This is a genomic window from Streptomyces hamibioticus (assembly GCF_047946815.1).
GTDB lineage: Bacteria > Actinomycetota > Actinomycetes > Streptomycetales > Streptomycetaceae > Streptomyces.
Genome location: NZ_JBKKQY010000001.1, coordinates 4018504 through 4030734, shown reverse-complemented (window position 1 = coordinate 4030734; position 12231 = coordinate 4018504). Strand labels below are relative to the sequence as shown.

Here is a 12231-nt window from a genome sequence, read left to right as displayed (position 1 = left end):
CCGCCCGCCGTTCCCCGGTGCTCAGGGCTACCGTCCGCCGTTCCACGGCCCGTACGGGCCGTCGCTGCTGGAGCCTCGGCGGCTGCTCCGGCCGCCGCCCGGCAGGCCGCGCAGCGCGGGGCGTACGTCGACCATGTACACGATCGTCGCGATGAGGCCGATGATCGGCAGGAACGACAGGATGTTGAAGATCAGGTTCACCACGAAGGCGAGCCCGAGGATGATCAGCCAGAACGGCTTGGTCTTCTTGTCGGCCGCGCGGTAGGCGTCCTCGCGACGGATGGCGGCGTCGAACAACGCGAAGCCGCTGAAAAGGATCAGGGCCATGCTCAGCAGCCACATCAGCCCTGCGAACCCCTGCATCAGCACAACGTCCACCACCAGACTCGGGTCGTCCTTACGCGGTCACCGTACCCGGAGAACGGGCCGGACACCCCAAGGGTGCCCGGCCCGCGCCCTCACTTGGCGGGCGGCGTCGTCTTCTTGGCGGTCGAAGCGGTGGTGGTCTTCTTGGCCGGAGCCTTCCGGGCGGGGGCCTTCTTCGCGGCGGAGGCGGACTTGGCCTCGGCGGGCTTGTCCTCGGTGACCTGGACCGGCTCGGCCTTCGGCTCGACGGCCACGGCCAGCTCCTCCACCTCCTCGGCGATGTCCTCGATGCCCTCGGCGGCCTGACCGCGCCAGGTGCGTACGGTGTGCTCACCGCGCTCGGCGACCTTCTCGTAGGTCTCCTTGGCCCTGACGGCGTACTCGGCGGCGACGCCGACCCCGCGCAGGGCGAAGTCCTGCGCCGTCTCGCCGAGCTTCTTCAGGTCGGTGTCGAGGGAGCCGATGAACTCGTTGACCTTGGTCTGAAGGGTCCCCTGCGTCTCCTTGACGCGGGCCGTGGCCTTCTCCTGGACCGCCTTGGGGTCGGTGTTGCGGACGGCCTCGATACGGGCCGGGGCCTCGGCGCGCAGCTGCTCCACCAGGACCGGCACCTTCTTGGCCTGCTCCCAGGCCAGGTCGGCGGTGCCCGCGGCGAAGTAGAGCGGCGTGGGGTCGGTGAGGGTCTTGCGCAGGTCGTCGGTGATGGCCATGGTGCGGTCCTCCCGGATCACGTTCAGCTGAGGGTGTGGTCGTGCTCCCGTGCTCGGCCGGCCGGTGGGCGCTCGGTCACCCGGCCGTCTGCTGCGGGTCGGCGTCGTCACTGCCGCCGTCGGTCGTGCGGGGGCGGGGCCGTACGGCGGTGGTGTCGCCGTCGGCCGTACGCAGGCCGGATATGGAGGCGCCGTCGCCGAGGGCCCCCGCGTCGCCGGGACCGTCCTCGCCGGCCGCCCCGAACCCGTTCTCCTTGCGGAAGGACTCGTAGATCTGGAGCAGCACCTGCTTCTGCCGCTCGTGCAGCGTGGGGTCGGCGAGGATGACGGCGCGCGTCTCGACTTCCTCCCGGTCCCGCTCGGCGTCGAGGATCCCGGCGCGCACGTACAGCGTCTCGGCGGAGATCCGCAGGGCCTTGGCGACCTGCTGCAGCACCTCCGCGCTCGGCTTGCGCAGCCCGCGCTCGATCTGGCTCAGATACGGATTCGACACCCCCGCGGCATCGGCGAGCTGCCGCAGCGACAGCTGCGCGGTGCGCCGCTGCTCGCGCAGGTACTCCCCGAGATTGCCGACGTTGAGCGATGCCATGCCTCCACCTTGCCGGACGTCGCTAACTATTGCAAGCACCTGCTTGCAATAGTGCACGGCGCGCCCGAACACCAGCCGCCACCGACCCGAACGGCAGCGCGGGCCCCGCGTTCCTCGGCCGTTTCCTAATGTCGATGGAATTTGCCTAAAACTTATAGGCAAGTCCACAATCGATTACGGAACGAGCCGTGGGACGACGGAGGCAACCGCATGGCACGCGCAGGACTCACCACCGAACGCCTGACCAGGGCGGGTGCCGAGCTGGCCGACGAGGTCGGCTTCGACCGGGTGACCGTCTCCGCGCTCGCCCGCCGGTTCGACGTCAAGGTCGCGAGCTTGTACTCGCACCTGAGGAACTCCCAGGACCTGAAGACCCGCATCGCCCTGCTCGCCCTGGAGGAACTCGCCGACCGGGCCGCCGACGCCCTGGCCGGGCGGGCCGGCAAGGACGCGCTGACCGCGCTCGCCGACGTCTACCGCGACTACGCGCGCGAGCACCCCGGCCGCTACGCCGCCGCCCAGCTGCGCCTCGACCCCGAGACCGCCGCCCGCAGCGCCGGTGTCCGGCACGCGCAGATGACGCGGGCACTGCTGCGCGGCTACGACCTGACCGAGCCGGACCAGACCCATGCCGTACGGCTGCTGGGCAGCACCTTCCACGGCTACGTGAGCCTGGAGATGGGCGGCGGGTTCAGCCACAGCGCCCCCGACACCCAGGAGACCTGGGACCGCATCCTGGACGCCCTCGACGCCCTGCTGCGCAACTGGCCCACAGCCCCCACCCACTGATCGACAAGGCCCCCTCATGCCCACCGAGCACCTCACCGCCACCCCGCTGACCGCCGACCTCGTCCGCGGCGCCCTCGAACTCGAGCACACCGGGCACGGCCTGCTGCCGCACCGGCTGCCCGCCCGGGCCCGCGCCCAGTGCGCGGACCCACAGCTCGCCCTGGCCGAGGCCCAGCCCTCCGGCGTACGGCTGGCCCTGCGCACCCGGGCCACCGTCGTCGAGCTGGACACGCTGCCCACCAAGCGCCACTACACCGGCGCCCCGCCCCGCCCGGACGGCGTGTACGACCTCCTCGTCGACGGCCGCCCGCACGGCCGGGCCACGGTCACGGGCGGCAACACCCTCGTCATCGACATGGGCACCGGCACCACCGAGCACCGCCCCGGCCCGCCCGGCACGCTCCGCTTCGCCGGCCTCCCGGGCCGGGACAAGGACGTCGAGATCTGGCTGCCGCACAACGAGACCACCGAGCTGGTCGCCCTGCGCACCGACGCGCCCGTCGCTCCCGTGCCCGACCGGGGCCGGCGCGTCTGGCTGCACCACGGCAGCTCCATCAGCCACGGCTCGGACGCCGCGACCCCCACCGGCACCTGGCCGGCCCGCGCCGCCTCGCTCGCCGGCGTCGAACTGATCAACCTCGGACTCGGCGGCAGCGCCCTGCTCGACCCGTTCACCGCCCGCGCCATGCGGGACACCCCCGCCGACCTGATCAGCGTCAAGATCGGCATCAACCTGGTCAACGCCGACCTGATGCGGCTGCGGGCCTTCGGGCCGGCCGTGCACGGCTTCCTCGACACCCTCCGCGAGGGGCACCCCACCGCGCCGCTGCTGGTCGTCTCGCCGCTGTACTGCCCCATCCACGAGGACACCCCGGGGCCCGCCGCCTTCGACCCCACCGCGCTCGCCGCCGGCCGGCTCCGCTTCCGGGCCACCGGCGACCCCGCCGAGCGCGCCGCCGGGAAGCTCACCCTCACCGTCATCCGCGAGGAGCTGTCCCGCATCGTCCGGCAACGCGCCGCCGACGACCCGCACCTGTACCACCTCGACGGCCGCGAGCTGTACGGCGAGGCCGACCACGCCGAACTCCCGCTCCCCGACGCCCTCCACCCGGACGCCGCCACCCACCTGCGCATCGGCGACCGCTTCGCGGAGCTGGCCTTCGCCCCCGACGGCCCGTTCCGCGAGGTCCCCCGCTGACCCGCGCGTCGCCCGGGGCATCGCCGCGATCCTGCCGCCGCTGTTCACGGAGCTCGCGGAGGACACCGACGCCGGCACGTACTCGGGCGAGCTGAACCCGATCACGTCGGCGGCGTCCACCATGGCCCACATCGTGCACGCCTCCGAGGAGCACGGCATCGACGCGAGCGTGATGCGCGTGATCGAGGGCCAGGCCCGCCGGGTCATCGCGCTCGGACACGGCACGGACGGGTACACCCGGGTGGCGGAGCTACTCGGCCGCCGCTGAGCGAGGGCGGCCGGCGCGGCGCGGAGGCCGTCGGCCGCGGAGGCCCCCGGTCGCGGAGGACACCGGTCGCGGAGGCCCCCGGGCCGCGGCGGGGCCCGGCCGGGCTCAGAAGGGCAGGGGCCGGGCGTGCACCACGTCCAGCCGGGACACCGCACGGGTCAATACCACGTACAGCCGGTGCAGCCCCCGCTCCTCCGCGTCCGCGATCGCCGCGGGCTCGACGGCGACCACATGGTCGTACTCCAGTCCCTTGACGACGCTCGCCGGGACCACGGCGACCCGGGCGCCCGGGTCCTCCGGTCCCGCGGCCGTGATCCCGGCCGCGGCGAGTGCCGCCCGCAGCCGGGCCGCGTCGGCGTCCGCCGCGACGACTCCGACCGAGCCCTCCCGGGCCAGCGCCCGCCGTACGGCGCCGGCGACCGCCGCCGGGACGTCCTCGGGCGCGGTCCGTGTGATGTCCAACTCGCCGTCCGCGCGTAGGGAACGGGCCGCCGGGACGTCGACGTCCAGCCGGCCGAGCAGTCGGTTGGCGAGGGCGACCACCGCCTTCGGGACCCGGAAGCCGGTGGTCAGCGGGACGACCGCGGCGTCCGGCCGGCCCAGGTGGCCGAGGAGCGTCCGCCAGGACCGCGCCGCCCACGGCGTGGTGCCCTGGGCCAGGTCGCCGAGAACGGTGAGCGACCCGTAGGCGGCCCGGCGGGCGATCGCCCGGCACTCCATCGGGGAGAGGTCCTGGGCCTCGTCGACGACGATGTGCCCGTACCCCGCGGGGTGCGCGAGGAGGCCGGCCACCTCGTCCAGGAGCACCTGGTCGGCGGCCGTCCAGCGTGCCGACTTCCACGACCGCGGCGGCCTCGCCCACAGCAGCGCCTGCTGCTCGCCGGCGTCCAGCAGCCCTTCGGCGGCCCGGGCCAGCGCCTCCGGGTCGGTGAGGATCCGGGCGACGACCTCCTCCGGCCGCACCCGCGGCCATACGGCGTCCAGGCAGGCGCCGACCGGCCGGGACCGTTCGATCCGGCGCGCCCAGGCGGTGGTCCGCGGCCCGCCGCGTCGCTCGGCCCGGTCCTGGACGTACCGCACGATCCGGGCCCGCACCCGCTCCCGCCCGACCTCGTACGGTGCCTCCTCGCCCCGTACGCCCGCCACGAGCGCGGCGAGTTCGGCGGCCGGGACCCGCCAGCGGTAGGAGCCGTCCGGTACGACGAGGGGCCCGGCCGCGTCGGCGGACACGCGCGCGTACAGCGCCCGGCGCAGCACTTCGGCCATCCGGGCGTCGTGCTTCACGGCGGCGGCCCGTTCGTCGTCGGTGCCGGCGACCGGGTGCCGGGCGATCTCCTCCAGCAGGGTCGACTGCCGTACGCCGCTCTCGCCGAGGGCGGGCAGCACCTCGGCGATGTACGTGAGGAAGGTGCGGTGGGGGCCGAGGATCAGCAGTCCGCCGCGCCGGACGCGCTGGGGGTGGGTGTACAGCAGGTAGGCGGCGCGGTGCAGGCCGACGGCGGTCTTGCCGGTGCCGGGGGCGCCCTGCACGCAGACGGAGGCGGTCAGGCCGGCGCGGACGAGGTCGTCCTGCTCGGGCTGGATGGTGGCGGCGATGTCCCGCATCGGTCCGACGCGGGGCCGCTCGATCTCGCGGGCGACGATGTCGCTGCCGCGGGACTCGCCCCGGCCGAGGTGCTCGTCCTCCAGGCCGGTGAGGTCGGCGGACGCGCCCCGGCTGCCGGGCGCCCAGCCGAAGCGGCGGCGGACCGTGACGCCCTGCGGATCGCGGGCGGTGGCCTGGTAGAAGGCCCGGGAGACGGGGGCGCGCCAGTCGACGACGAGGGGCGGCTCGGCGGGGTGCTCGGCGATCCGCAGCCGTCCGATGTGCAGGGACTGCCCGGCAGCCTCGACGCCGTCGGCGAAGTCCAGCCGTCCGAAGAACAGCGGGCCTTCGGGCAGTTCGCGCAGGTCCCTGGCGCGGCTGCGCAGCCGGTGCCCGAGGACTTCGGCGTCGGCGCCGGAGGCGGAGACGTCCTCGCCGGTGACGACGTGCTCGCGGGCGCCTTCGCGCATGGCGGCGAGGGCGGTTCGGCAGTGCTCGTGGTGGGCTCGCTCCCGGCTGAGGGCGTGTTGGAGGGCGGGGTCGGGTGACGTCATTCCATCGAGCGTAGCGCAATAACGTTACCGAGTTACTTTTTTTGCTCTGACTCACTCGCGGGCGAGGTGCGGAAGCGCCACCTCCAGCAGGGCGAACGCCCGCTCCGCCGCCGCCACCGCGTCCGCCCGTACGTCCGCCGCCCGCTCCCCCGCCGCGATCCGCCGCCAGTTCTCCTGCGCCAGGACCCGCCGCACGGCGACGATCTGCCCGGCGGCCAGCCGAGCGTCCAGGTCGCCGCCGAGCGCCTCGGCGAGCGCGGCCTCCGAGCGCTCCAGGTGCGTGTGCAGCCGGGCGACGAGGGCGGGAGTGCCGTAGAGCAGCGCGTGGAAGGCGAGGACGTCGGGATCGTCGTTCAGCCCGGTGACGGGGTCGTACCGCTCCAGACCCGCCAGGAACTGCCGGCGCAGCGCCCCGAGCGGCGTCGGCCCCTCGGCCACCGCCCGCGCGGCCTCGCCCTCGTGGTCGGCGATCCGGTGCAGGACGAGGTCCTCCTTCGCCGGGAAGTACCGGAACAGCGTCGGCTTGGACACCTCGGCCGCCGCGGCCACCTCCGCGACGGACACCGCGTCGAAGCCCTTCTCCACGAAGAGCCTGACGGCGACGTCCGACAGCGCCTGGTACATCCGCCGCTTCTTGCGTTCCCGCAGCCCGGTCTCACTCATGCCGGGAGCCTACGCACCGCCTGCGTCACCCGGTCCCGGCCCGGTCCGTCGCCAGGGTCAGCCCCAGGGACGTCGGTGTGCGCCCGGACAGCCCCAGGGACGCCCCGGCGGCGGAGAGGGTCATCGCGTAGGAGTCCACGGCCCTGCGCACGTTCGGCGCGTCCAGCCCGGCGCCGGTGACCAGCCGGTCGAGATCGACGTAGGCCGAGCGGATCGTCTCCAGCCAGCGGTAGACCTTCCAGTCCCGTTCCCAGTCCCCGGTGCAGTCGGGGGGCAGCTTCTTCGCCCAGCGGCGGAACATCCGGTCCCGGATCTCCGGCCGGGTCGGGGTCAGATGCATGTGCCGTACCAGGTCGTACAGCGGGTCGCCGACCATGGCCATCTCCCAGTCGATGAGGACCAGGGCGGGGCGGCCGGCATCACCGCGCACGAGGTTCCACGGGTTGAGGTCGCCGTGCAGCACGCCCGGTCTGCGCGCCGTCACCCGGTGGCGGGAGAGCATCTCGCGCAGCCGGCAGGCCTCGGGCAGGCCGAGGAGCCGGGCCATCCGCCGGGTCCGGGGCGGCAGACCCGCCACGATCGCGACGAGCTGCTCGGTCAGCCAGTCGAAGAACGCCAGGTCCCCGGCGGCCGGGTCCAGGGAGCGGTGATCGACTTCGGTCAGGGCGCACAGCTGGTCGACCAGGTCGTCGGCCTCGTGCGGCAGCAGCCCGTGCACCGGGTGGTCCGGCCGCCGGCCGGGGTCGGGGTGCCCGACGTAGGTGTGCAGGGCGAAGCGGTCGCCGTGGCTCACGCCGAGGGCCAGCACGCGCGGCGCCCGGACCCGCGCCTCCGACCGCTCGATGGCGCGCAGGACCGCGTGCTCGCTCAGAAAGCCCAGGGCGCGCTCGCGCCGGACCGCGGAGGCGACCCTGCGGCGCACCACCACGGGGAAGGCGGCGCCGGGCACCGACACCACCGTGTTGAGGTGCGCGGTGCCCGTGAAGACCCGCGCCGCGGGCGCCTCCGCCTCGGCCTCCAGGGCCCGTCCCACCAGGTGCCGCGGGAAGCTCGGGTCCTCCGGCACCCGGTCGTCCGGCTCCCAGTCCCCCGTACGGGCGCCCGCCGCCCCGCGGGACCCGGACCGGCCGCCCCGGGCCCGCTGCCACCGCAACAGCGCGCGCTCGATCTCGGCGGTGCCCGGCACCCGGGGCAGTCGCAGCGGTTCCTCGGCCGCCAGCAGGGCCCGGCGCACCGCCGCCGTGGCCGCCGCCAGCCCCGCCTCGTCGCACGACCGGGCCAGGGACGCCGCCGCCCGCATCACCTCCGGATAGACGGACTGGGCCCGCTCGAACGCCACGTAGTGCCGCAGGTCCCGGGCGACCGCCCGGACGGCCGCCGGTCTGACGGCGGCCATGGCGTCGGCCCAGGCGCCGACCACCTCGTCCCGCTGCCGCTCCGGGTAGCGCATGCGCTCCAGATGGACGGCGAGATCGTGCAGCGGATCGCCGTACGTCGCCAGTTCCCAGTCCAGCCAGCCCACCGGGGCGTCCCCGGTGCCGCAGCGGAGCACGTTGTCCCGGTGCAGGTCGCCGTGGAGCAGTCCGTAGGGCCGCCGGGCCATGGCGGGAACGCGCCCGGCGAAGTCGGTCAGGGCGCGCTCGGGCACGCCCAGCATCGCGAAGAGCCCGCCGAAGGCCGCCCGGTCGGCCTGCCGGACCGACCGGTCCGCCATCCCCGCCAGCGTCCGCAGGAAACCCTCGCCGTCCCGGTCACTGCGGGGCCAGGCGGGGGGCAGCGGCGGCAGCAGCTCCCTGCGCACCCGCGCGAGCCCCGCCAGGAAGGCGGTCAGCCGCCGGACCACGGGGGTCGCCACGGGCTCCCCGTACGGGGCTTCGGCGGACAGCGGGACCCCCGGCAGGAACGAGTGGACGGCCGTCCGGCCCCGGCCGGCGAGGAACTCGGGAACGCCGGGCACGAGCCCGCCGACGGCCCGCAGGATCTCGTGCTCACGCTCCCAGGTCCGGACCACCACCGGCAGGACGTCGGTCCTGCGCACCCGCACGACGACGCGGCTGCCCGGAGGCCGCCCCAGACGGGCGGCCATGGGCTCGGACAGCGGCAGCACGTAGTTGCGGTGGTGGTGACCGCCGGTCATCACTCCGTCCTGCACGGCCTGCCGGACGAACTCGTCGTAGACGGGATCGGCGGCACATCGCCCCCAGAACTCGCGCATGGAGGCAGGAGGTGCGCCCACGGGACACTCCTGGGAAGGAAAGGTGAGCACACCCTAGCGCCGGTGCCCTCCGCGCACACACGGACGCCCGGCATCGGCGGTCATCCGTGGCCCCGACGGGGGACGGCCGGGCACCGGGAGCCCTGATCACCGTGGTGCCCCCGGCTCAGGACCGCTCCCTCACCACCTGGAGCACGGACTCCAGCGACCGCACGACGTCCACGGCCCCGGCCTCCTCCAGCAGCTTCAGCTTCGCGTCGTCACGCGCGTAGCCGAGGAAGCCGACACCCGCCCGGCGGGCGGCGAGCAGGTCCGACGGCGTGTCCCCGATCATCAGCGTGGCCGCCTTGGTGGCGCCGGTCGCGGTGAGGGCGCGGTCCAGGCAGTACGGGTGCGGTTTGAGCAGCGCCAGGTTCCCGGTCCGGCCGTAGACGTGGGGCGCGAAGCACTCCTCCAGGTTCCGGCTGCGCAGATAGGCGCGGGCCGTCCTCGGCGAGTTGTTCGTCGTGATGGCGAGCCGCACCCCGGTGGCCACCAGGGTCCGGATCAGCGGATCGGCGTAGGGCGTGGGCCAGGCGGACGCCGCCGCGGTGAGTTCCGCATCGGTCAGCCGCTCCTCCAGCGCGGCGACCAGATCGCTGCGCGGATGCATGCGGTCGACGGCGTGCAGTACCACCTGGGGATCGGCCGTCCGCTGCTCCTCCGCGGTCAGCAGGCCGCGCAGGCCCTGGGCGTGCAGCCACTCCACCAGCTCCCGCGCCACCTGCTGGGCCTTGTGGCCCGCGAACAGCCGGCAGATCGGCCCGTCGAAGTCCCACAGGACGACCCGGGCGCGTGTCACGAGCGGGCGGACCCTCTCCCGCTCGGCCGCCACCCGTTCGGTCTGCGTCGTGTCAGAAGTCACTAGGAGAGTGTCAGGTCCGACGTGATGGTTTCCCAGAGGGCGTCGAACCACTTCTCGGATTCGGCCACGAACGCCGCGTCCCGGTGGCCCGCGCGCCGGAGGAAGGAGAACAGCAGGGACTGGGAGCCCAGGGCGTCGTACATCTCCAGGGTGCGGCTGCCCCACTCCTCCTCGCGCCGGGTGAGCATGTAGTAGCCCATCAGCGCTTCCTCGCCGTTGAGCAGGTACAGCTTCACCGGCGGGGTGAAGGGCAGCGCCCGGAAGCTGACCCGGACCGCGATGCCGTGGGTGGCGCGTACGGCGTGCAGGTTGTGCTCCAGGACCCGTGCCTGGGCGTTGCGCATCTGCAGCCAGCGTTCGTGGACCGGGTCGTCGGGGCCGTCGCCGCTGCTGTCGACCGAGACGGGGAAGGCCAGGTTGATGTCCCGCGAGGGCATCAGCACCCGGACGTCGACCGACTCCGGCCGGATGCTGCCCTCGTGGATCAGGCGGAGCGGCTCGCCGAGGGCGATCATCAGGGTCTCGGCGGTCAGGCAAGCTGCGTCGATCCGCACCTGCCGTGCCGCGAAGGCCTCCTTCAGCCGCGGCGCCAGCGCGACCATCGCCGGCTGCGGTTCCCCGCGGGCCGGCGCGGGTGCGGCGATGCGCGGCGGGCTGCCCTTGCTGACGTTGCTGAGCAGCCCGTCCTCCTGGAGTGCCCGCAGGGCCTGGCGCACGGCACCGCGCTCGACCCCGAACTCCTCGGCGAGTTCGGCCTGGGTGGGCAGACGGTCGCCCGCCTTCAGCTCTCCGGCGCGGATGCGTTCGCGCAGGATGCCGGCGATCTCCCGGGACGAGAGCCTGCTGCTGCCGTTCACTGCCACGTTCTCCTGTGCCACGGCCAAACGGTACAACTCCCTTCCATCTACGGGGAGTTGTTTGGAAGTTGTTTATAGGTAGTCGCCAAGTGGGGACAACATAGACAGAGTTGGTAGCCAACTCAACCGAGTTGGCGGAAGCTCTACTTCCGAAGGGGGAAAGACCATGCCAGTCCTCGCCCTCGTCTCCGCGGTCTTCGTCGTCGCCTTCGAACAGCTCGTGCAGTCGAAGTACGGCGGAGCCGGCCTGGTCGGGCTGCTCCTGCTCACCATAGGCGTCAAGGCCAAGAGCCCGTCCGTCAGCTCCGCCGGGGCGGTGCTGCTCGCCCTCCTGGTCACCGGGCCCGCCCGGTGACCGGTCCGCGCCCCGGACCGGCAACCGTGGGAGACGTCAGGTCGTGAGCACCAGCTCCGAACTGATCGTCTCCCACAGCGCGTTGAACCACAGGTGGGACTGCTCCACGAACGTCGTGTCACGCAGGCCGGCACCCTGCGCGAAGGCGAACAGCATCGACCGGGTGCCCTCGACGTCGTACATCTCCAGCGGTTCGTGGTCGATCTCCCGCTCGCGGCGGGCGAGCGTGTAGTAAGCGAAGAGCGCCTCCGAGCCGTTGAGCAGGTACAGCTTCACCGGGGGCGTGAAGGGCAGCGCCCGGAACGAGACGTGCACGTCGATGCCGTGCGTGGCGCGCAGCGCCAGCAGGTTGTGCCGCAGCACCTGCCCCTGGGCGTTGCGCTGGGCCACCCACCGGGCGTGGACCGCGCCGTCCTCGCCGCGGTCGTGGACGGGTACCGGGAAGGCGAGGTCGATGTCGCGGGACGGCAGCAGGACGCGGACGTCGATCCTGGCCGGTTTCAGCCGTCCGGCGTGGATCTCGCGCAGCGGTTCGCCGAGGGCGAGGTTGAGGGAGACCGAGGTCAGGCACAGGGCGTCGATCTCGACCTGGGGAGCGGCGAAGGCGGCGGCGACCCGGGACCCGAGGGCCACGGTGGTGGGCAGCGGCGGAGCGGCCGGGCCGGTCAGCGCCCTGCCGAGGTCGGGGGCGACGGTGGCCGGGCTGCCCTTGGTCACGTTGGTGAGCAGCCGCTCGGACTGCAGGATGCGCAGGGCCTGGCGGACGGCGCCGCGCTCGACGCCGAACTCCTCGGCCAGCCGGGCCTGGGTGGGCATGCGCTGGCCCGGCCGCAGCGCCCCGGTCCTGATCCGGTCGCGCAGCTCGTCAGCCACTTCGCGGTGTGTCCTGTGTGGCTGCTGTGGCCTCTTCCGTCCACTGGCGGAGGCGCGTTCCGGGTCCACGGCCAAACACTACAACTTCCCGCCATCTTTGGGCAGTTCACGGGAAGGTGGTTATGAGCCGCTTCTGAGCGGAGATAAGTACAGTGAAGTTGGCAGCCAACTTAAGCAACATGGCCAAACCTCAAGGAGGTTGGCCAGCGCGATCCGAGTCGGCAGCCGCCGGGCTCCCTTCCGGAGGGGAGCCGGGAGCCCGGCCGGCCTACCAGCACGCTACGGATGCACACCCGTCGGCGGCA

General features: G+C 73.6%; 12 protein-coding genes and 1 pseudogene. 4 read left to right on the top strand and 9 right to left on the bottom strand.

The window, feature by feature from the left end; translation table 11 throughout:
- Window positions 1-27 precede the first annotated feature (27 nt).
- From ACLGIH_RS18160 to ACLGIH_RS18150, 3 genes are all read right to left on the bottom strand, one after another.
- A complete protein-coding gene (locus tag ACLGIH_RS18160) occupies window positions 28-363 on the bottom strand; it encodes a DUF2516 family protein (RefSeq protein WP_416526288.1) in 336 nt (111 codons plus the stop codon).
- A gap of 95 nt (window positions 364-458) precedes the next feature.
- Window positions 459-1076 carry a hypothetical protein gene (locus tag ACLGIH_RS18155; RefSeq protein WP_416526287.1) on the bottom strand — a complete coding sequence of 206 codons (618 nt, stop codon included), beginning with the start codon at window positions 1074-1076 and terminating at the stop codon, window positions 459-461.
- Between the two features lie 76 nt (window positions 1077-1152).
- A complete protein-coding gene (locus tag ACLGIH_RS18150; RefSeq protein WP_416526286.1) occupies window positions 1153-1665 on the bottom strand; it encodes a helix-turn-helix domain-containing protein in 513 nt (170 codons plus the stop codon).
- Window positions 1666-1875: 210 nt separating this feature from the next.
- Between ACLGIH_RS18150 and ACLGIH_RS18145 the strand changes: the two genes are divergently transcribed.
- The 3 genes and pseudogenes from ACLGIH_RS18145 to ACLGIH_RS18135 form a co-directional block, all read left to right on the top strand.
- Complete coding sequence (locus ACLGIH_RS18145) at window positions 1876-2454, top strand: TetR/AcrR family transcriptional regulator (protein WP_416526285.1); 579 nt, start codon at window positions 1876-1878, stop codon at window positions 2452-2454.
- 16 nt (window positions 2455-2470) lie between these two features.
- Window positions 2471-3652, top strand: a complete 1182-nt coding sequence (locus ACLGIH_RS18140) for an SGNH/GDSL hydrolase family protein (protein ID WP_416526284.1) — start codon at window positions 2471-2473, stop codon at window positions 3650-3652.
- A gap of 10 nt (window positions 3653-3662) precedes the next feature.
- Window positions 3663-3920 (top strand): annotated as a pseudogene (locus ACLGIH_RS18135) (imine reductase family protein); the annotation flags it as partial.
- A gap of 105 nt (window positions 3921-4025) precedes the next feature.
- Here ACLGIH_RS18135 and ACLGIH_RS18130 read toward each other — a convergent pair.
- The 5 genes from ACLGIH_RS18130 to ACLGIH_RS18110 form a co-directional block, all read right to left on the bottom strand.
- A complete protein-coding gene (locus ACLGIH_RS18130; protein WP_416526283.1) occupies window positions 4026-6059 on the bottom strand; it encodes a HelD family protein in 2034 nt (677 codons plus the stop codon).
- Between the two features lie 51 nt (window positions 6060-6110).
- Window positions 6111-6722, bottom strand: a complete 612-nt coding sequence (locus tag ACLGIH_RS18125) for a TetR/AcrR family transcriptional regulator (protein WP_416526282.1) — start codon at window positions 6720-6722, stop codon at window positions 6111-6113.
- Between the two features lie 25 nt (window positions 6723-6747).
- Window positions 6748-8958, bottom strand: coding sequence for a phosphotransferase family protein (locus tag ACLGIH_RS18120; RefSeq protein ID WP_416526281.1), 2211 nt, complete (start codon window positions 8956-8958; stop codon window positions 6748-6750).
- A gap of 145 nt (window positions 8959-9103) precedes the next feature.
- On the bottom strand, window positions 9104-9841 hold the full coding sequence (locus tag ACLGIH_RS18115; RefSeq protein WP_416526280.1) for an HAD family hydrolase: 738 nt from the start codon (window positions 9839-9841) through the stop codon (window positions 9104-9106).
- On the bottom strand, window positions 9841-10725 hold the full coding sequence (locus tag ACLGIH_RS18110) for a winged helix-turn-helix domain-containing protein (RefSeq protein WP_416526279.1): 885 nt from the start codon (window positions 10723-10725) through the stop codon (window positions 9841-9843). The genes ACLGIH_RS18115 and ACLGIH_RS18110 overlap by 1 nt, the downstream gene beginning before the upstream one ends.
- Before the next feature lie 139 nt (window positions 10726-10864).
- On the opposite strand from ACLGIH_RS18110, the gene ACLGIH_RS18105 reads away from it, so the two are divergent.
- Window positions 10865-11053 (top strand): hypothetical protein, encoded by a 189-nt coding sequence (locus ACLGIH_RS18105; RefSeq protein WP_416526278.1) that lies wholly within the window; start codon window positions 10865-10867, stop codon window positions 11051-11053.
- Window positions 11054-11089: 36 nt separating this feature from the next.
- On the opposite strand, the gene ACLGIH_RS18100 is transcribed toward ACLGIH_RS18105, so the two are convergent.
- Window positions 11090-12001, bottom strand: a complete 912-nt coding sequence (locus ACLGIH_RS18100) for a winged helix-turn-helix domain-containing protein (protein WP_416526277.1) — start codon at window positions 11999-12001, stop codon at window positions 11090-11092.
- Window positions 12002-12231: the final 230 nt, after the last annotated feature.